This is a genomic window from Macromonas bipunctata (genome assembly GCF_002837135.1).
GTDB classification, from domain to species: domain Bacteria; phylum Pseudomonadota; class Gammaproteobacteria; order Burkholderiales; family Burkholderiaceae_C; genus Macromonas_A; species Macromonas_A bipunctata.
In genome coordinates this window covers 1-19613 of record NZ_NWBQ01000056.1, presented here as the reverse complement: position 1 = coordinate 19613, position 19613 = coordinate 1, and the positions used below count along the sequence as shown (strand labels likewise).

Here is a 19613-nt window from a genome sequence, read left to right as displayed (position 1 = left end):
AAGGAGCCATTCATGGCAGCAGGCAAGGAAATACGCGGCAAGATCAAGTCGGTGGAAAACACCAAGAAGATCACCAAAGCCATGGAAATGGTGGCCGCATCCAAAATGCGCAAGGCGCAGGAGCGGATGCGCGCGGCTCGGCCTTACAGCGAGAAGGTGCGCCAGATCGCAGCCAACCTGAGCCGCGCCAACTCGGAGTACAGCCACCCGTTCATGGAAACCAACGACGCCAAGACCGCTGGCCTCATCGTGGTGACCACCGACAAGGGTTTGTGTGGCGGCCTCAACACCAACGTGTTGCGCGTCGTCACGCAGCAGCTCAAGGAGCTGCAGGCCAAGGGCCACAGCGTGCAGACGCTGGCCATTGGCAACAAGGGTGTGGGCTTTCTCAACCGCAGCGGCGCGCAGGTGCTGTCCACGGTGACGGGCCTGGGCGACACGCCGCACCTGGAAAAGCTGATCGGCCCGGTCAAGGTGCTGCTGGATGCCTACACCGAAGGCAAGCTGAGCGCGGTGTACATCTGCTACACCAAGTTCATCAACACCATGAAGCAGGAAGCCGTGGTGCAGCAGCTGCTGCCCCTGAGCCCCGAGACGCTGCAGGCCGAAGGCAGCAGCCACGAATGGGACTACATCTACGAGCCTGACGCCGCGACCGTGATCGACGATCTGCTGCAACGCTACGTGGAAGCGCAGGTGTACCAGGCGGTGGCCGAGAACATGGCGTCGGAGCAATCGGCGCGCATGGTGGCCATGAAGGCTGCGACCGACAACGCCGGTAGCGTGATCAATGAACTGAAGCTGGTCTACAACAAGACCCGCCAGGCCGCGATCACCAAGGAACTGTCGGAAATTGTGGCAGGCGCCGCGGCCGTTTGAGGTCGAAGTCAACAGAATCTAGAGAAAAGTAAAGGTTTCAGTCATGGCTCAAGTTCAAGGCAAGATTGTTCAGTGCATCGGCGCCGTGGTGGACGTGGAGTTTCCGCGCGACCAGATGCCCCGCGTGTACGACGCGTTGAAGATGGAAGGTTCGGCGCTGACGCTGGAAGTGCAGCAGCAGCTGGGTGACGGCGTGGTGCGTACCATTGCGCTGGGTTCGTCCGACGGTCTGCGCCGTGGCATGATGGTCACCAACACCCACGCACCCATCACGGTGCCGGTGGGCAAGGCCACCCTGGGCCGCATCATGGACGTGCTGGGCAACCCGATCGACGAGCGCGGTGAAGTGTCGCAAGAGCTGACCGCCTCCATCCACCGCAAGGCCCCGGCCTACGACGAGCTGTCGCCCTCGCAGGAACTGCTGGAAACCGGCATCAAGGTGATCGATCTGGTGTGCCCGTTCGCCAAGGGCGGCAAGGTGGGCCTGTTCGGTGGTGCCGGTGTGGGCAAGACCGTGAACATGATGGAGCTCATCAACAACATCGCCAAGGCACACAGCGGTCTGTCCGTGTTCGCCGGCGTGGGTGAGCGTACCCGTGAGGGCAACGACTTTTACCACGAAATGGCCGACTCCGGCGTGGTGAAGCTCGACAACCTGGCCGAATCCAAGGTGGCCATGGTGTACGGCCAGATGAACGAGCCGCCGGGCAACCGTCTGCGCGTGGCGCTGACCGGCCTGACCATCGCCGAATCGTTCCGCGACGAAGGCAAGGACGTGCTGTTCTTCGTGGACAACATCTACCGCTACACCCTGGCCGGTACCGAAGTGTCCGCGCTGCTGGGTCGCATGCCGTCCGCCGTGGGCTACCAGCCGACGCTGGCCGAGGAAATGGGCCGTCTGCAAGAGCGCATCACCTCGACCAAGGTGGGTTCCATCACCTCGATCCAGGCCGTGTACGTGCCGGCGGATGACTTGACCGACCCGTCGCCCGCCACCACCTTCGCCCACTTGGACTCGACCGTGGTGCTGTCGCGTGACATCGCCTCGCTGGGTATCTACCCGGCGGTGGATCCGCTGGACTCCACCAGCCGCCAGCTGGATCCGCTAGTGGTGGGTGAGGAGCACTACACCGTGGCCCGCGCCGTGCAAGGCACGCTGCAGCGTTACAAGGAACTGCGCGACATCATCGCCATTCTGGGCATGGACGAACTGGCGCCTGAAGACAAGCTGGCCGTGGCCCGCGCCCGCAAGATCCAGCGTTTCCTGTCGCAGCCGTTCCACGTGGCCGAAGTGTTCACCGGCGCGCCGGGCAAGTACGTGCCGCTGGCCGAAACCATCCGTGGTTTCAAGATGATCACCGCTGGCGAATGCGACCACCTGCCGGAACAAGCGTTCTACATGGTGGGTACCATCGACGAAGCCTTCGAAAAAGCCAAGAAGCTGGCCTGATGTCCGCTGGCCGCACCCTGAGCGGGTGCGGTGCTGCTGGCCTTCGGTCCACTTGTTCCAGGAGTAGAGATGAGCACAATTCAAGTCGAAGTGGTCAGCGCCGAAGAGTCTGTCTTCAGTGGTCCGGCCAAGTTCGTGGCATTGCCCGGTGAAAACGGTGAGCTGGGCATCCTGCCGGGCCACATCCCGCTGCTGACCCGTATCCGTCCGGGTGCGGTGCGCATCGAGAAGGCCGATGGCGACGAGGAGTTCGTTTTCGTGGTGGGTGGCATTCTGGAAGTGCAGCCCAACCTGATCACGGTGCTGAGCGACACCGCCATCCGTGGCCACGATCTGGACGAAGCCCGTGCCAACGAGGCCCGCAAGGCGGCCGAGGAGGCCCTGCGCAACGCCAAGAGCGACATCGACTTGGCCAAGGCCCAGTCGGCGCTGGCCATCATGGCGGCCCAAGTGGCAGCCGCGCGCCGTTTCAACCAGCGCAAGTGAGCGTGCCCTTGGCACCCACGGAGCTTGAACCGCCGCAAGGCGGTTTTTTTACGTCTTCCGGCAGCGGTTGGGCCGGGCATGCGCAGACGGTGGCATCGGCGCTGTGGGCGCAGCGTTACCCCGGTGCGGCCCCGCGCTGGCAGCGGGAACGCTGGGCCACGCCCGACGGCGATTTTGTCGAGGTGGACCACCTGCTGGCACCCACCACCCCCGAGGCGCCGTGCCTGGTGCTGTTCCATGGCCTGGAGGGCTCGTCGCAGAGCCACTACGCGCAGGCACTGGCCCATGTGGCGCGGCAGCGCGGCTGGCCGTTGGTGCTGCCGCATTTCCGGGGTTGTGGTGGCGCCATCAACCACGGCCCGCGCGCCTACCATTCGGGCGACTTTGCCGAGATCGACTGGATGCTGCGCCGCGTGCGGCAGCTGCACCCTGGCCGCCCGCTGTACGCGCTGGGCGTGTCGCTGGGTGGCAATGCCTTGTTGCGTTGGGCGGGTGAGGCGGGCCAGGCCGCGCTGGAGGTGGTGCGGGCGGTGGCGGCGGTGTCGGCACCGCTGGACGTGGCCGCTGCCGGGCATGCCATGGACCGGGGTGTGAACCGCTGGCTGTACGTGCGCCGCTTCCTGCACACCATGCGTGCCAAGGCGCGTGCCAAGTGGCGGCAGTACCCGGGCTTGTTCGACCTGGAGGCGGCGTTGCGTGCGCGCACCCTGTACGCCTTTGATGACGCCTTCACCGCGCCGCTGCACGGCTTTGCGGGCGTGGACGACTACTGGCAGCGCGCTTCGGCCCTGCCGGGGTTGCAGGCGGTGCAGGTGCCCGCGTTGCTGCTCAATGCGCGCAACGACCCGTTTGTACCGGCGGCCAGTTTGCCCACGTGCCAGCAGGTGTCGGCGGCGGTGACGCTGTGGCAGCCCGCCTGGGGTGGCCATGTGGGTTTTGCCGGGCCGCTGGATGGGCGGGCACGCTGGCGGTTGCAAATCTGGGCCTGGCCCGAGAGGGTGCTGGACTGGCTGCACCAGCAGCCACCCGCCTGAAGAAGCCCGCCCCACAAACAAAAACCGCACAACGGGTGTGCGGTTCGGTGCAGGCGGCGGGCAGGGCGGTGGCCCGCCTAGCGGGGGTGATCACATCGCCGGTGCAGCGGGAGCGGCTTGCTCACCTTCGCCACCTTCAGCGGCCGGGGCAGCGGGTTCCTGGAACTTACTGCCGGCGGCGCTGGTCATGTACACCATGGCGCGGGCAATTTCGATGTCCTGGAACTGGCCGCCACCTTGCGGGCCCATGGCGCCTTTGCCCTTGAGGGCCGAGTTGAGCAGGGCCTCGTAGCCGGTGGCGATGCGCGGTGCCCAAGCGCCAGCGTCGCCAAACTTGGGCGCACCCACCAGACCGGCGGCGTGGCACGCCGAGCATTGGGCCTTGTACACTTCCTCGCCGGATTGCAGGCCGCGCTTGGCTTCCTTGAAGGCGATGGTGCCCACGCGCTGGATGCGTTGTGCAATGGCCAGCTCTTCCTGGTCCGATGGCATGCCGCTCGGGCTGCAACCGGCCAGCAGCAAGCCCAGCACGCCCACCACAGGCAGGCCACGCAGGACGGCAGCAACCGGCGACCGGGGCCGCGAAGAGACTGGGAAAGCGGTGTGGGACGCGTTGGCGGAATCGCTCATGGTTGACCTTGGTGGGCTGGAGAGGTGGAAAGTGAATCTTCCCCGTGGGCGCAGGGACGGCGCGCCAAATTATAGCCAACCGCATTCCGGCGAGGGCTTGGCCGCGCTGGTAGAATCGAGCGGCTTGACAGTTTTCCAGCGGCTGTAGCTCAGTGGATAGAGTATCGGCCTCCGAAGCCGAGGGTCGTGGGTTCGATCCCCGCCAGCCGCACCAGATTTTGCCCAAAAGCCAACTCAGACGGAGTTGGCTTTTTTGTTGGTGCCGGGCGTTGCTGGTTCATAACAAAACGCCCCGCGCACGCAAGGTGCCGGGGCGTTGTGGTTTGCGGTCAAGCGGCAAGGGCGCCTTGGTGGCGTACCGCACAGGCAATGCGCCGGACGCCGTTGCTTTTTTACTTGCTGGCAGCCGGGTTCACGGCCTTGATGACGGCTTCGGTGGCCTTGGCGGCGTTGGCTTCGACTTGCGAGGCGGCTTGCTTGACGGTGGCCTGGGCCGATTCCATCATTTGCTGGCCGGTGGCCATAGCGTTCTTGAACGCGGCCATGAACGGCTCGGTGCCGGCGGGCAGGTTCTGGCCCATGGATTCGAAGCTGGCACCGAAGGTCTTTTGCAGGTCGCCCAGCTTGCCGCTGGAGGCCTTGGTCAGTTCGGCACCGGTCTCGGCGGCGATGGCGTAGGCGGCCTTGCCGTACACGGCGGCTTTCTCGGCCATCGGCTTGAGCAGCTCGGCCTGGGCGCTCATGGCTTCTTGCGGGCTCTTGGCACCGGCCACGGCTTGCAGCGAGCTCAGGGCATCGTTCAGCACGGACTTGCTGGTGGCCAGGTTCAGCTCGGTCATCTTTTCCACGCCGCTGAAGGCGCTGGTGGCGATTTGGCTGATTTGTTCGGCAGCTTGCTGGCCAGACGCGGTAATTTGTTCGGTGGGGAACTTGTACATGGAAAACTCCTGAAGAATGTAGAGAGGCAGCACCGGACAGACCAGCTTCCCGTGGCGGGAAACCAATGTTGCGCTGCAGCATTGCCGCTATCTTACATGGTGCAATGGGGGTTTGGCAATTTGAATTTGTTGCGGTGCAGCAAATCGTTCAGGCCTCGCCTTGGCGTTCCAGTTGCTGGGCCAGGGTTTTGCCCAGTTCCACGCCCCATTGGTCAAACGGGTAGATGCCCCACAGCACCGACTGGCAGAACACTTTGTGCTCGTACAGCGCCACCAGCGCGCCCAGGTGGTGTGGATCCAAGGTGGGCAGCCACAGGGTGGCGTTGGGCACGTTGCCCCGGAAGGTGCGGTGGGGCAGCAGGGTGTGAATCTGTGCTTGGTCCAAGCCTTGCTGGCGCAGTTCGGCGGCGGTGGCGTCGGCATCGCGCCCGATGGCCAAGGCTCGGGCTTGGGCGCGCAGGTTGAGCAGGGCCACGCGGTGGTGCTCGGCGGCCAGCGGCAGCGGGGTGTCTTCGGTTTCGACGCCGATGAAATCGACCGGCACGCGGTGCTGGCCTTGGTGCAGCAGCTGGAAGTAGGCGTGCTGGCCCTCGATGCCCAAGCCACCCCAGACGATGGGGCCGGTGTCGATCTGGGCCGCGCTGCCATCCACGTGGGTGGATTTGCCGTTGGATTCCATGTCGAGTTGTTGCACAAAGCGCGCGAAGTGGAACAACCGGCTGGCGTAAGCGGCGATCAGGTGGCTGGGGCAACCCAGAAAGTTACGGTTCCACACGCCCAGCAGTGCCATCATCAGCGGCATGTTGTGCTCGGCGGGGGCGTGCCAGAAGTGTTGGTCCATAGCGTGCCCACCGGCCAAAAATGCGCGGAAGTGTGACGCGCCGATGGCGATGGCCAATGGCAGGCCAATGGCCGACCAGACCGAGTAGCGCCCACCCACCCAGTCCCAGAAGCCGAAGGTGTGTTCGGGCGCGTAACCTTGCTGCGCCGACAGGGCGGGGGATGCGGTGACGGCGATCAGGTGCGGGGCTTGTTCGGTGTGGCTGTGCAGGCCGTGGTCAGACAGCCAGCGCCGTGCCGACGCGGCCAGGGTCATGGTTTCTTGCGTGGTGAAGGTTTTGCTTTGCACCACGAACAGGGTGTGGTCGGGGTGCAGGCGGCGCAATTTGTGATGCAAGGCCCAGGCATCCGGGTTGGAGACAAAGTGAACTTTCACATCGGGGTGTGTGTAGCTGTCGAGTGCTTGCACCGCCATGCGCGGGCCGAGGTCGGAGCCGCCAATGCCCAGGTTGACCACATCGGTGATGCGCTGACCCCGGTGGCCACGCCATTGGCCGTGGCGGATGCGTTCCGCCGCGCGGAGGAAGCGTTCCAGTTCCCGGTTGACCGCTTGTTGGATAGCTTGGCCCCAAGGTGGGTTGGGCCGGTTGCCGCCGCGCAGCGCCACGTGCAGCGCGGCGCGGTGTTCTGTGCGGTTGATGGCTTGGCCCTCGCGTTGGGCTTGCGCTTGTGCCATCACGCCGGATTCGTCGGCCAGGGCCAGCAGGGCTTGCAGCACGTGGGGGGTGACTTGCTGGTGCGTGGCATCCAGCCGGAGCCCGGCGGCTTGCAGTTGCAGACTGGTATGGCGTGCGGTGTCTGGTGTGGCCAGCAGCTCGCGCAAATGGGGCAGGCCTTGTGCGGCCAGTTGTTGCAGGTGTTGCCACGCAGCACGCTGCTGGGGCGGGGTAAAGGGGGTGGCGTGAGGTAGCAAGGTGGTGTCCCCGGATGGTTTTTTTGAATGGGCTAGGGTAAATCCGGGCTATATTGTGCCGCCACAAAATGTACCAAACGGTTACATTGTGGACTTCGGTCACAGGAGATACACACGATGAGCGATTTTTTGTTGAAAGCTGGTCACAACCGCGAGCCCTTGCAGGCTTCGTTCAGCGATGCGGCCAACCCCATTGGGTTGGATGGGATTGAGTTTGTGGAGTACGCCACCACACAGCCGCAGGCGCTGGGGCAAGTGTTGGAGATGATGGGATTCCGGCCCGTGGCGCGGCACCGCTCGCGCGAGGTGTTGTTGTACCGCCAAGGGGATTTGAATGTGGTGGTGAATGCGCATCCGCAGGATGTGCAAGGCGCTACGCATGGTGGCTCTGTACCACGCATTTCGGCCATGGCTTTGCGGGTGCGGGATGCGCGTGCCGCCTACGACTACGTGCTGGAGCGTGGGGCTTGGGAAGTGCCCACGCGGGCCGAGGTGATGGAGCTCAACATCCCGGCTATTCACGGCGCGGGCGGGAGCCGCATTTATTTTGTGGACCGCTACAAGGAATTCTCGATTTACGATGTGGATTTTGTGCCGATTCCGTCGGTGGATCAACACCCGCCCGCCACCGCCGGTATCCACTTTTTTGGGGTGGTTCAGTACATCGGCCCGGAGCGCAGCTACGATTGGATGGAGTTTTACCATGAGTTGTTTGGTGCCGAGCTGATTCCGGATGAGCAACGTTTTGGCATCATGCCCAAGGGCAAGTTGTTGCGCACACCGGCGCTCCATCCGGCACACCGCTTCATGGTTCAGCTGATTGAGCCGGACGTGAACGTGATGGATGCGCAAGAGCGTTTGCAGCGCATTGGTCTGGGTGTCCCCGATGTGTTGGCCGCGGTGAACGCGTTGCGTGCTTTGGGGGTGGAGTTTGTGGAAACCCAAGCTGCACACAGCGAACCGCGCGGAGCCATCAGCAAGACGTATTTGGGGTCGGTGGTGTTTGAGCTGGTTCACAGCGAAACCGCACGCGAGGAGGGTTGAACCATGAGCCATCCACGCAACACGGTGCCCGCCATGGCGGGCTTTGGCATGGACACCATCACGCTGGCGGGGCCGCTGGAGGCCAAGCTGGCGGCCATGAAGGAAGCTGGGTTCTCGCAAGTGATGCTCAAGGCCAACGACTTGGTGGGGCACCCCAACGGCTGGCGTGCGGCGGTGCAGGCGGTACACGACAGCGGCTTGCGCGGCACAGGCTTTCAGGTGCTGCGCGATTTTGAGGGCTTGAGCGGGCATTTGCACCACTACAAGGTGGACATTGCCAAGAGCATGCTGGAAATGTGCGCGGCGCTGGGTTGCAAGGTGCTGCTGGCATGTTCGTCCACGTCGGTACACGCCAGCGCGGATGTGGACCACATTGCGCGCGATTTGCGCAAATTGGCCATGCTGGCGGTGCCGTTGGGTATCAAGATCGCTTATGAGGGACTGTCTTGGGGCCGCACCATCAACGAATTCACCAGCGCGTGGGACGTGGTGTGCCGCGCCGATTGCCCCAACCTGGGGCTGGGTATCGACTCGTTCCACATTTTTGCCGCCAAAACGCCGCTGGAGGAAATCGACTACCTCGATCCAGACAAAATTTTTCTGGTGCAGTTGGCCGACTTCATGTGGCAGGAAACGCGTACTTTTGAAGAACGCATCACCACCGCACGCACGTTCCGCGTGTTTCCGGGTGAGGGCGTACACAGTGAACAACTGGCGCAACTGGTGCTCAAGCTCGACAACCTGGGCTATACCGGCGATTACAGTTTTGAGGTGTTCAACGACGATTACCAGCAGATGCCTTTGCCCACGGTGGCCGAACGCGCACGTAAATCGGCGCTGTGGTTGGCCGAGGACGTGCTGCGCCGATCGGTGCCCTTGCCCAACCAAATGCGCCTGAAAACCCCGCTTTAAGTCACCAGCACTTGGGTCACCAGCCAGATCCAGGCGTTGACGGTGAAGAACGCCGCCACGGTGGAGGCCACCAGCAAGGTGGCGGCGTAGCCACCGTGGCCCAGCCGTTGCGCCAAGGCTGAAAACAGCGCCGGCAGTGGCATGCAGGCGTACAGGATGGCGGCCTGGTGCAGCGTGGGGCTCAACGGCGGCAGCAGCGTGAGCGCCAGCAGCACGCACAGCGGGTGCAGCACCAGTTTGCCGCCCACCACCACCGGCAAATCCAATTTCACGTCTTGCAGCCGCTGGCCCACCAGCACGCCACCAATCATCAGCAGCGCCACGCCCGCCGCCGCCGAGCCGGTGATGTGCAAACTGCGGTCCAGCACGTAGGGCAACTTGAGTTCCAGTGCCGAACAGGTGACACCGACCACGATCGACCAGATGATGGGGTTGCGTGCCAGTGTACGCAACGATTGCACCAGCGAGCGTTGCCACGGCAGGTCGGCATCGCGCCCGGCCAACACCAGCACGACCGGCACCACCAGCAGGTTTTCCACCAGCACGCCCAGCGTCATGGCGATGGCGGCGCTGGGGCCCAGCAGTTCGCTCACGATCGGGAAGCCCACGAACACGGTGTTGGAGGCCGACAACCCCATGCCCGTCAGTGCCGCCTGCGGCCAAGGCATGCCGCGCCAGCGTCCGTACAACACGCCCGCCAGCAACGCCACCGCCGACCCAGCACCGTAGGCCGCCAGGTAGCGCACGTTGAGCACCTCGTGCAGCGGGAACTGCGTGATGGCGCGGCACACCAGTGCGGGCAACAGAAAGTCCACCAGCAGTTTGCCCAGCACTTGCATGTCCTCGCGCTTGAAGATGCCGCGCCAGACGGCCAGATAGCCCACGGCAATCAGCAAAAAAATGGGCGAGGTGATGGAGAGGATGTGCAGCATGGTGGCAAAAAAGCCCGCGTATAGCGGGCGTTGAAACAACAGAAGCCGCCCGTGCGCGGGGCAGAACCCCACGCCGGCAGGCGCGAAGGTCAGTATGCCAGACGTGCCAGCGCCCGCAGTTGCTCGGCGGTGGTGGTGGGCAGGTCAAAGTATTCCAGGTAGGCCGGAATTTGCTCGAACAGCATGTCGGCCCCGACCTGGATGGCGCAACCACGTTGCTGCGCCGCTTGCAGGAAGGCGGTCATTTCGGTGCGCATCACCACCTCGCCCACAAAAGTGTGGGGCGACAGGCGTTCCACGTCCAGCGGCAGGGGGTCGCCTTCGTTCATGCCCATGGGGGTGGCGTTGACCACCAAATCACAGCCCACCGGGTCATTGCTGCCGGTGTGGACAGCAATGTGTGGGTAATGTTGTTGGATGCGCTGTGCCAGCGCGGTGGCGCTGGCGCTGTTCACATCGAACAGGGTGATGGCCGCAATGCCCGCCCCAGCCAGCGAGGCCACAATGGCAGAACCTACGCCCCCACACCCCACGACCAGTACCTTGGCCCCTTGCAAATTCAGGCCCTTGCGTTGTACGCCACGCACAAAACCAGCACCATCGAACATGTCGCCCACCAGGCGGCCATCGGGCAGCCGCTTGACGGCGTTGCAGGCTCCGGCCACGCGCACGGTGGGCGTGACTGCATCCAGCAACCCCACGGTGGTGACTTTGTGCGGCATGGTGATGAGCGCACCCCGGATGTTGGTCAGCGCAAACACCGAGCGCAGGAACGCCGGGTAGTCCGGTGCCTGACAGCCCATGGGCACCACCACCACGTTGGCCCCGATGTGCTCGAAGTACGGGTTGTAGATCATCGGCGACTTGAAGCTGTGCGTCGGGTAGCCGATGTGGGCAATGATCTCGGTGTGGCCGTTGATGTGCATGGCGGTGGGGGTGTTGGAGGAAAAAAAGGGGGTCAGGCCACAGCGCCGAACTTGCGCACCAGCCCGTCCAGCGCGATCAGGTAGCCATCCACGCCAAACCCGATGACGATGCCCGCCGCAGCGGGCGACACCCAGCTGTGGTGGCGAAACGCTTCGCGTGCGTGAACGTTGGAGATGTGGCACTCGATCACTGGCAGACCGTCCACGCCTTTGATGGCGTCGTGCAGTGCAATCGAGGTGTGCGTGAACGCGCCGGGGTTGAACACGCAACCCAGTGCTTGCCCGGCCTTGTACAGGCGGCCATATTCGTGGATCTTGTCCAGCAGCGCGCCTTCCCAGTTGCTCTGGAAGCATTCGGCCTCGTAGCCGTGCCGGGCGGCGGCGGCGCTGAAGCTGGCTTCAACGTCGGCCAGCGTGGTGTGGCCGTACTGTTGCGGTTCGCGGGTGCCCAGCAGGTTGAGGTTGGGGCCGTTGAGGAGCAGGATTTTTTGCATGGCAGAGCAGAGAAAAAGGGAAGGGCGCCGAGGAAAAGAGCAGGCGACGGCTTACTTGCCGCGCACCTTGGCCAGTTCGGCCTGCAGGGCCTGCACGGTGTCCTGGCCCGCGTTGACGGCGTACTTGGCGGTCACGGTGCGCATCTTGTCGCGCAGCTTGGCCACTTCGGTCATGGGCAGTTCGGTGACTTGCATGCCGTTTTTCTTCAGCTCTGCCAACGCACCGGCCACCTGGCCGCGTGCTTGTTCACGCTGGTACCTGGCCGATTCCTTGGCCGCATCGGCCACGATCTTTTGCTGGGCCGGGGTCAGCTTGTCCCAGAACTTCTTGCTGATGAGCACCGATTGCGGGTTGTACTGGTGGTTGCTCAGCACCAGGTGTTTTTGCACTTCGTAGAGCTTGTTGGCCAGGATCACCGAAACGGGGTTTTCCTGCCCGTCGATGGCTTTTTGCTCCAGCGCACCGTACAGCTCCGGGAACGGCAGCGGGGTGGGGTTGGCACCCAGCGCCTTGACCCAGTCCACGTTGATGGGGTTGGGGATCACGCGCAGCTTGAGGCCTTCCAGGTCTTCGAGTTTGCTGATGGGGCGCTTGCTGTTGGTGATGTGGCGGAAACCCAGCTCGTAGTAGGCCAGGCCCATCAGGCCCTTGGCTTCAAGCTTTTTGTGCATGCTCTGGCCAAAGGGGCCGTCGATGACGGCATCGGCTTCCTTGCTGTTGTTGAACATGAAGGGAAAGTCCCACACCGCAAATTCCTTGACTTGGTTGGACAGGATGCCGGAGTTCATGGTCACCATTTCCAGCGTGCCGCCTTGCAGGGCCGAGACGTTGGCCTGGTCGCTGCCCAGCGTGCCGCCGGGGAACAGGTTGACCTTGAGCTGGCCGCCGGACTGGGCCTCGACCAGGCTCTTGAACTTTTCCATGCCCATGACCAGCGGGTGGCCCTTGGGGTTCTGGGTCGCGAACTTGATGGTCTTGGTCTGGGCCGATGCCACGCCCACGCAGGCCAGGGCCACGCTGGCCACCAGGGTTTTGAGGAACAGACGTTTCATGATGTTGTCTCCAGTGAAAAAAACTCGAACATTGTGAATCAGCTGTAGAACCAGCGTGCGGGCACCATCACCAGCTGGGGGAACAGCACCATCAGCAGCAGCAGCGCAAACTGGGCCAGCATGAAGGGCCACACGCCCTTGACCACCGCGTCCATGCGGATCTTGCCCACGCCCGCCACCGTGCTCAGCACCGTGCCCACAGGTGGGGTGATGAGGCCGATGGCCGTGTTGATCATGAACATGACGCCGAAGTACACCGGGTCGATGCCCGCGGCCTTGACGATGGGCATGAGCACCGGGGTCAGGATCAGGATGGTGGGCGTCATGTCCATGGCGGTGCCGATCAGGATGATGAGCACCATGATGGCCAGCATCAGCAGGCGCGGGCTGTCGAGCAGTGGCTCCAGCAGCGTGACCAGGGTGGACGGCAGGTCGGCCACCGTGATCATCCAGGCCGACACCATGGCCGCAGCGACGAGGAACATGATGACGGAGGTGGTCTTGGCCGCCGCCAGGAACAGCCCGTAGAGCTGGTTGAGCTTGAGCTCGCCGTACACCACGGTGGAGATGAACAGCGCGTACACCGCGGCCACCACGGCAGCCTCGGTCGGGGTGAAGACACCGAACTTCAGGCCCACCACCACGATCACCGGCAGCACCAGCGCGAAGGTGGCGTCCTTGAAGGCGCGCAGCACCTCGGTCTTGCTGGCGCGCGGGGCGGCCTCGATTTTTTCGCTGCGCACCAGCAGCCACCACGTGAACCACAGCGCCGCACCCAGCATGATGCCTGGCGCAATGCCCGCCATGAACAGCTTGGACACCGACACCCCCGAGGCCACGCCGAAGATGACAAAACCAATCGATGGCGGAATGATGGGGGCGATGATGCTGGAGGCCGACAGCAGCCCGGCCGAGCGCGCCGGGTCGTAGCCCGCACGCTGCATCATGGGCAGCAGCAGCGCGGCCAGGGCGGCGGCATCGGCCACCGCCGAGCCCGACAGCGAGGCCATGATGATGGCGGCCATGATGCCCACGTAGCCCAGGCCGCCCTTGACGTGGCCCACCAGCGTCATGGCAAAGTGCACGATGCGCCGCGACAGGCCGCCTGCGTTCATGATCTCGCCCGCCAGCATGAAGAAGGGCACGGCCAGCAGCGGAAAGCTGTTGCTGCCCTCGATCACGTTCTGCGCCAGGATCTGCGCGTCGAACATGTCCATGTGCCACATCAGCGCCGCGCCGCACAGCAGCAGCGAGAACGCGATCGGGATGCCCAGCGCCATGGCACCGAGCAGCGCCCCCAGGAAAATTGCAATCGTCATGGTGGGTGATCTCTTGTGAGGGGCTTCAGTGCGGGTTGCCGTGGGGCATGTCGTCGGAATCGCGCACGCCAATCAGGTGGCCGGGCTGGAGCTGGCCGGTCAGCAGCTTGAACAGGTCGTGGCACAGCACCAGCGCCGCCAGCACCGAGAACACCAGCCCGCTGCTGTAGAAGAGGGCCATCGAGACTTCCATCACCGGACTGGTGGTGTCGTGGTTGATGAGCACTTGCTGCCAGGCCCCGCTGAAGATCAGCCAGCAGCAAAACAGCATCAACACGTGCCCGATGGCGAAGCACACCTTCTGGCCAGCCAGCGGCAGGCGTGCCACCAGTGCGTCGGTGCCGAGGTGGCCCTTGTCGCGCAGGCCCACAAAGGCGCCCATGAACGTCATCCACACGAACAGCCAGCGCGAGAGTTCCTCCGACAGCGTGAGGCCGGAGTTGAAGGCGTAGCGCAGCACGACGTTGGTGAACACCAGCACCACCATCAAGGCCAGCGCCGCCACCATCAGCAGCGACAGCAGCCGCGCCAGGTATTCGATAGGTTTGTCAAGCATGGGCATCTCCTGAATGGGGCGTATTGTACGAACTGGTTAGTTTTTGTTGTGCTGGGACAAACCCTAACATCGCATGGCTGCGAGGGGATGGTTTTAGGGCAGGCGCACGAAGCGCACCACCATCTCGATCACGCTCTCGCGGCGGCGCGCAATGTAGGCCGGATCCTGCATGTCGAGCTTGAAGATCAGGCCAAAGGTGTGCCGGTTGGCGACGTTGAAGAACGACAGCGCCGAGATGGAGGCGTGGATGTCCACCGGATCGAGGCCGGGGCGGAACACGCCCTGCGCCACGCCGCGTTCGTACAGGTGCCGGATGGCCGAAATGGCGGGCACGTTGAGCTCCTGGATGCGCGGGCTTTGCGCCAGGTACTGGCCCTGGTGGATGTTTTCCGACATCACGAGCCGGATGTAGTTCTCGTGCGCCAGGTGGTGGTCAAAGGTGAAGCCCACCAGGGTGCGCAGGGCCGCTTCGGGGGCCAGGTCGTTGAGGTGGAGCTGGGCCTCGATGTTGCGCACGCTGCGGTACGACTCCTCCAGCACCGCGAGGTACAGGCCCTCCTTGCTGCCGAAGTAGTAGTAGATCATGCGCTTGCTGGTGTGCGTGGCGGCGGCGATTTCGTCGATGCGCGCTCCGGCCAGCCCCTTGGCGCCGAACTCCTGCGCCGCCACGGCCAGGATGTTGGCCTTGGTGCGTTCGGGGTCGTTGGTGCGGCCCGGTTCTTTGCTGCTGCGGCGTTGCGGGGTGGTGCCGGTCGGGGAATGTACGCGCTGGTTCATGGCCGCGAGTATAGAAGTGCCCAAGGCAGCGGCCCCTTCAACTTCCTCTGTTTTCGCCTGGCGATTTGCTGGGTCGAAGGCGTCAGCCCATCCGGTCCAGCGCCGCCAGCCGGTAGCCTGCCTGTTCCAGCGCCTGCCGGATCAGGCGCGCGCTGGCCACCGCCTCGGGACCGTCGCCATGCACGCAGATGCTGTCGATGCGGGTTGGCAGCCGATGTCCGCTGGCCGCGACGATGGCCTGCTCGCGCAGCATGGCCAGCACATGGTCCACGCATTGCTGGGCATCGTGCAGCACGGCGCCGGGGCGCGAGCGCGGCATCAGCTGGCCGTCGTCGAGGTAGGCGCGGTCGGCAAACACTTCATAGCGCACCGGCAGGCCAGCGGCCTCGCCGGCCCGGGCCAGCTCGGAGTGCGCCGGTGCCAGCAGGATCAGCGTCGGATCCAGGCTGTGCACTGCGCGGGCTACAGTGGCGGCGATGGCCGCATCGGCGCAGGCGATGTTGTTGAGGGCGCCGTGCGGCTTGACATGGCTGACCCGGCCACCCTCGGCCGTCGCCATGGCCTGCAGCGCACCCACCTGGTACAGGATGGTCGCTTCCAGCTCGGCGGGTGTCAGCTGCATCGCGCGGCGGCCAAAGCCCTGCAGGTCGGGGAAGGACGGATGGGCGCCGATGCTGACGCCTTGCGCCAGCGCCAGCCGCACCGTGCTGCGCATGATGAGCGGGTCGCCGGCATGGAAGCCGCAGGCCAGGTTGGCGCTGCTGACGATCTGCAGCAGGGCCGGGTCGTCGCCCATCTGCCAGGCGCCAAAGCTTTCGCCCATGTCGGCGTTGAGGTTGATCAGTCGGGTCGTCATATCGCAATACTCCGGATCAGGGTTCGGCGCGCAGCATGCCGCTGACGAGGTTGCTGCCGTAGAGTGCCTCGAGGTCGATGAAGCCGGCCGGCACGAAGGCTTCGCGCGTGGCCAGCCAGCGTTGCCAGTCGGCCAGCTGGGCCTGCAGTGCCAGCCGCGCCTCGGCCAGGCCGACGGCCTGGAAGCGCAGCCGCGTGCCGGCCTTGAGGTGGGCCAGCCGCGGCAGGTCGGCGCTGATGACGGTCGCGATCTTGGGGTAGCCGCCCACCGTCTGGCTGTCGGCCAGCAGCACGATGGGCTGGCCGTTGGCCGGCACCTGGATCGCGCCGGGTGTCACCGCGTCGGACACGATGTCGGCGGCGTCCGCATCGACATGCGCCAGCGCGCTGCCGCGCAGCCGCATGCCCATGCGGTCCTGCTCGGGCGTGGTCTCCCAGTCCTGGCCGAGCAGGGTCTCGATCGCCCCCGGGCTGAAGTGGTCCTGCTGCGGCCCCAGGATGACCCGGATCGGGCCGTCCGGCAAGATCCAGGGCGAGGCGCTGCGCCATTCCTTCGGGTCGGGCAAGTTCCACTTGCTGCAGGGCAGCAGGTCGCCCGGGCGCATGGCGCGGCCTTGTACGCCCTCCAGGCCGGCGCGCCAGTAGCTGGAGCGGCTGCCCAGCTGCGGCGGCAGGCGCAGGCCACCGGCGACCGCCAGGTAGGCGCAGCCGCTTTCCGCCGCCCCCAGCTGCAGCCGGTCGCCGACTTGCAGGGTGGCGCTTTGCCAGGCGGGCAGGGTGAGGTGCTTGCCGTCGGCGCGCAGCCATTTGGCGGCGATGGCGCCAGCCAGCGCGACCCGCACCGGGCCGGCCTGCACCCGCAGTTCGGTGCCCAGGCCGCGCAGCTCGAGCACCGCCTCGCCGCCGTTGTTGCCGACCAGCGCGTTGGCGGCCTCGGCCAGCGTGCCATCCAGCCAGCCCGACTGAGGTATGCCCTCGTGCCGGTGGCCACGGCGTCCACGGTCCTGGACCGTGGTGCCAAAACCGGGTTGCAGCACTTCGATCATGCCAGTCATGTCTGCTCCTCCGCTTGCAGGAAGCTCTCGCGCGGCAAGGCGCCGCCCTGGATCTGCTGCTGCAGCCGTTCGTATTCGTCCCGTGGCACGGCGTACCAGCGCACCCGGTCGCCCGCGGCCAGCATGGCGGGCTGTTCGGCCTGCTTCAGGTCGAACAGCTGCACCGGTGTGCGGCCGAGCAGGTTCCAGCCGCCTGGGCTCTCCCAGGGGTAGACCGCGCACATCTCGCCCGCCACCGCCAGCGAGTTGGCTGGCAAGCGCTGGCGCGGGCTGGCCAGCCGTGGCATGGCCAGCTCGGGCGGCAGACCGCCCATGTAGGGAAAGCCCGGCAGGAAGCCGATCATGTAGACCCGGAACTCGGCCGCCAGCAGGTGCTGGATGACCGCGTCCTGATCCAGCCCCTTGGCTTGCGCCAGTCGCGGCAGGTCGGGCGCGAAGTCGCCCTCGAAGCAGACCGGCAGCCGCCAGCGCCGGCCCTCGTGCAGTTTGCTGCCTGATTCCTCAGCCAGCGCCAGCAGGCGTTTGCCCAAGGCCTCGGCGTCCGTCAGCAGCGGGTCGAAATGCAGGGTGAGCGAGCGGAAGGTCGGCACCACATCGCTTACGGCAGCAAACAGCGGGTCGTCCTGGCGCAGCAGCGCGATGCGCTCGGCCAGGTCCATGACGCGGGCGTTCACGACCGCGCTGATCTCGCGCCCGAACTCCACCGTCCAGGCGGCATCACCCAGCGCCAGCAAGCGCGGTGCCAGCAATTCCTGTGTGTCCATGGTTCAGCCCGCCATCTGTTGTGGCAGCCAGGTCACGATGCCGGGCACGAAGTAGATCAGCAGCACCGCGCCCACCATCAGCAGGAACATCGGCACCGAATGCTTGGCCAGGTAGCTGATCTCCTTCTTGGTCATGCCCTGCAGCACGAACAGGTTGAAGCCCACCGGCGGCGTGATCTGCGCCATCTCGACCACCAGCACCACGAAGATGCCGAACCAGACCGGGTCGATGCCGGCCTTCTCGATCGTCGGCAGCAGCACGCCCATGGTCAGCACCACGATCGAGATGCCATCCAGGAAGCAGCCCAGCACGATGAAGAAGCCCATCAGCACCACGATCAGCTGCAGCTGCGACAGGCCCAGCGCGCCGATCCACTCGGCGAGCTGGCGCGGCAGGCCGATATAGCCCATCGACAGCGTCAGGAAGGCGGCACCGGCCAGGATCAGCGCGATCATGCAGTACAGCCGCGTGGCGCCCAGCAGGCTGTCGCGGAACTGCTGCCAGCGCATGCCGCCCTGCACGATGGCGATGGCGAGCGCGCCGACCACGCCGAGCGCGGCCGATTCGGTCGCGGTGGCGATGCCGCTGTAGACCGAGCCCAGCACGGCGCCGATCAGGGCGACGACCGGCAGCAGGTTGCGCGACTCCCTGAGCTTCTCGACGAAGGTCATGGACGGGCCCGCCGGCGGGATCTGGTCCGGATTGAGCAGTGCCCAGACCATGGTGTAGCCCATGAACAGGCTGGCCAGCAGGATGCCCGGGACGACACCGGCGATGAAGAGCTGGGCGATCGACACGTTGGCCGTGACGCCGTAGACGATCATGATGATCGAGGGCGGGATCAGCAGGCCCAGGGTGCTGGCGCCGGCCAGCGTGCCGATGGTGATGTGCTCCGGGTAGCCGCGCTTGGCCAGTTCCGGCAGCGTCATCTTGCCGATGGTGGCGCAGGTCGCCGCCGACGAGCCCGACACCGCCGCGAAGATGGTGCTGCCGATGATGTTGGTGTGCAGCAGCCGCCCTGGCAGGCGCTCCAGCCAGGGCGCCAGGCCCTTGAACATGTCTTCCGACAGCTTGGTGCGGAACAGGATCTCGCCCATCCAGATGAACAGCGGCAGCGCAGTCAGCGTCCACGACGACGCGGCGCCCCAGATCGTGACCGCCATCGCGTCGCCGACCGGACGGCTGGTGAACAGCTCCATGCCGATCCAGGCCACACCGGTCAGCGTCAGGCCGACCCAGACGCCACAGCCGAGAATGAGAAACAGCGCGCCTATCAGCAGCGCGGTAATGGTCAGGTCCATGGCTAGCCCGGATATTTCACCGCAGTCCACCCCGTCGTCTCTTTTGTCACTTTGATGCCTGAAGAGGGGTCGCTACGGGTCATTGCCGTGAGCCAAAGGCACGCACCCGCGCGCATCGGCCCTGTCAGGACGCAGCGACCCCCACCCCGGCTTGGGTTGCGGGCCAGTTTTGTGTCATCGCGCCGGCCAGGCGCTGTCGCGGCGTTCAGGGCGAGCGCAGCTGGCTCATGGCGTGCGCGAAGATCGGTGCGCTGGGCCAGTGCGAGGCCAAGTACAGCCGGATGCGCCGTGTGTTGCGCGTGACCACTGCAGCCACCTTGAGCAGTCTGATGCGCAGGGTATCGACCTGAGCTGTTGCCAGTGCGGTGCCCTGCAGGGCCAAGGCGCGCAGCCGCTCGATGAGCACGTAACCCAGCGCCGACAGCAGCATGCGCAGTTGGTTGGAGTGCAACAC

General features: G+C 65.1%; 21 protein-coding genes and 1 tRNA gene. 7 read left to right on the top strand and 15 right to left on the bottom strand.

Going from position 1 to position 19613, the window contains the following annotated elements:
* The first annotated feature begins 12 nt into the window (after positions 1-12).
* From atpG to CON76_RS08580, 4 genes are all read left to right on the top strand, one after another.
* The gene (atpG, locus tag CON76_RS08595; protein WP_101102946.1) at positions 13-879 is read left to right on the top strand and encodes a F0F1 ATP synthase subunit gamma; all 867 of its coding nucleotides are present in this window, start codon (positions 13-15) and stop codon (positions 877-879) included.
* A gap of 43 nt (positions 880-922) precedes the next feature.
* On the top strand, positions 923-2329 hold the full coding sequence (gene atpD, locus CON76_RS08590; protein ID WP_101102945.1) for a F0F1 ATP synthase subunit beta: 1407 nt from the start codon (positions 923-925) through the stop codon (positions 2327-2329).
* Positions 2330-2398: 69 nt separating this feature from the next.
* Entirely contained in the window at positions 2399-2815 is a 417-nt protein-coding gene (locus CON76_RS08585) for a F0F1 ATP synthase subunit epsilon (RefSeq protein ID WP_101102944.1), read from the top strand.
* An 89-nt stretch (positions 2816-2904) separates the two neighbouring features.
* Entirely contained in the window at positions 2905-3849 is a 945-nt protein-coding gene (locus CON76_RS08580) for a YheT family hydrolase (RefSeq protein WP_240592819.1), read from the top strand.
* 90 nt (positions 3850-3939) lie between these two features.
* Here CON76_RS08580 and CON76_RS08575 read toward each other — a convergent pair whose 3' ends face one another.
* Entirely contained in the window at positions 3940-4479 is a 540-nt protein-coding gene (locus CON76_RS08575) for a c-type cytochrome (RefSeq protein WP_101102943.1), read from the bottom strand.
* A 138-nt stretch (positions 4480-4617) separates the two neighbouring features.
* On the opposite strand from CON76_RS08575, the gene CON76_RS08570 reads away from it, so the two are divergent.
* Positions 4618-4693: transfer RNA gene (locus CON76_RS08570), tRNA-Arg, on the top strand.
* A gap of 178 nt (positions 4694-4871) precedes the next feature.
* On the opposite strand, the gene CON76_RS08565 is transcribed toward CON76_RS08570, so the two are convergent.
* Both CON76_RS08565 and pgi read right to left on the bottom strand, forming a co-directional pair.
* Entirely contained in the window at positions 4872-5417 is a 546-nt protein-coding gene (locus CON76_RS08565) for a phasin family protein (protein WP_101102942.1), read from the bottom strand.
* Positions 5418-5565: 148 nt separating this feature from the next.
* The gene (gene pgi, locus CON76_RS08560) at positions 5566-7170 is read right to left on the bottom strand and encodes a glucose-6-phosphate isomerase (RefSeq protein ID WP_101102941.1); all 1605 of its coding nucleotides are present in this window, start codon (positions 7168-7170) and stop codon (positions 5566-5568) included.
* Positions 7171-7287: 117 nt separating this feature from the next.
* Between pgi and CON76_RS08555 the strand changes: the two genes are divergently transcribed.
* Both CON76_RS08555 and CON76_RS08550 read left to right on the top strand, forming a co-directional pair.
* Positions 7288-8214 carry a VOC family protein gene (locus tag CON76_RS08555; protein ID WP_101102940.1) on the top strand — a complete coding sequence of 309 codons (927 nt, stop codon included), beginning with the start codon at positions 7288-7290 and terminating at the stop codon, positions 8212-8214.
* Between the two features lie 3 nt (positions 8215-8217).
* Entirely contained in the window at positions 8218-9126 is a 909-nt protein-coding gene (locus tag CON76_RS08550; RefSeq protein ID WP_205758214.1) for a sugar phosphate isomerase/epimerase family protein, read from the top strand.
* Here CON76_RS08550 and CON76_RS08545 read toward each other — a convergent pair.
* From CON76_RS08545 to CON76_RS08490, 12 genes are all read right to left on the bottom strand, one after another.
* Positions 9123-10058, bottom strand: a complete 936-nt coding sequence (locus CON76_RS08545; RefSeq protein WP_145995396.1) for an AEC family transporter — start codon at positions 10056-10058, stop codon at positions 9123-9125. The two genes, CON76_RS08550 and CON76_RS08545, sit on opposite strands and share 4 nt — an antisense overlap.
* Positions 10059-10147: 89 nt before the next feature.
* Positions 10148-10984, bottom strand: coding sequence for a shikimate dehydrogenase family protein (locus CON76_RS08540; protein WP_101102938.1), 837 nt, complete (start codon positions 10982-10984; stop codon positions 10148-10150).
* 32 nt (positions 10985-11016) lie between these two features.
* On the bottom strand, positions 11017-11478 hold the full coding sequence (gene aroQ / locus CON76_RS08535) for a type II 3-dehydroquinate dehydratase (protein WP_101102937.1): 462 nt from the start codon (positions 11476-11478) through the stop codon (positions 11017-11019).
* A 51-nt stretch (positions 11479-11529) separates the two neighbouring features.
* Complete coding sequence (locus CON76_RS08530) at positions 11530-12531, bottom strand: TRAP transporter substrate-binding protein (RefSeq protein WP_101102936.1); 1002 nt, start codon at positions 12529-12531, stop codon at positions 11530-11532.
* A gap of 38 nt (positions 12532-12569) precedes the next feature.
* Positions 12570-13850 carry a TRAP transporter large permease subunit gene (locus CON76_RS08525; protein ID WP_101102935.1) on the bottom strand — a complete coding sequence of 427 codons (1281 nt, stop codon included), beginning with the start codon at positions 13848-13850 and terminating at the stop codon, positions 12570-12572.
* Positions 13851-13875: 25 nt separating this feature from the next.
* Complete coding sequence (locus tag CON76_RS08520) at positions 13876-14406, bottom strand: TRAP transporter small permease (protein ID WP_101103016.1); 531 nt, start codon at positions 14404-14406, stop codon at positions 13876-13878.
* A 93-nt stretch (positions 14407-14499) separates the two neighbouring features.
* On the bottom strand, positions 14500-15183 hold the full coding sequence (locus tag CON76_RS08515; protein ID WP_101102934.1) for a TetR/AcrR family transcriptional regulator: 684 nt from the start codon (positions 15181-15183) through the stop codon (positions 14500-14502).
* An 82-nt stretch (positions 15184-15265) separates the two neighbouring features.
* The gene (locus CON76_RS08510; protein WP_101102933.1) at positions 15266-16039 is read right to left on the bottom strand and encodes a LamB/YcsF family protein; all 774 of its coding nucleotides are present in this window, start codon (positions 16037-16039) and stop codon (positions 15266-15268) included.
* Between the two features lie 16 nt (positions 16040-16055).
* Entirely contained in the window at positions 16056-17093 is a 1038-nt protein-coding gene (locus CON76_RS08505; RefSeq protein ID WP_101102932.1) for a 5-oxoprolinase subunit C family protein, read from the bottom strand.
* On the bottom strand, positions 17090-17857 hold the full coding sequence (gene pxpB, locus CON76_RS08500) for a 5-oxoprolinase subunit PxpB (protein ID WP_101102931.1): 768 nt from the start codon (positions 17855-17857) through the stop codon (positions 17090-17092). The genes CON76_RS08505 and pxpB overlap by 4 nt, the downstream gene beginning before the upstream one ends.
* 3 nt (positions 17858-17860) lie before the next feature.
* Positions 17861-19159 (bottom strand): TRAP transporter large permease, encoded by a 1299-nt coding sequence (locus CON76_RS08495; protein ID WP_101102930.1) that lies wholly within the window; start codon positions 19157-19159, stop codon positions 17861-17863.
* Positions 19160-19364: 205 nt separating this feature from the next.
* A partial coding sequence (locus tag CON76_RS08490) for a transposase (RefSeq protein ID WP_205758194.1) occupies positions 19365-19613 on the bottom strand: 249 nt, incomplete at its 5' end.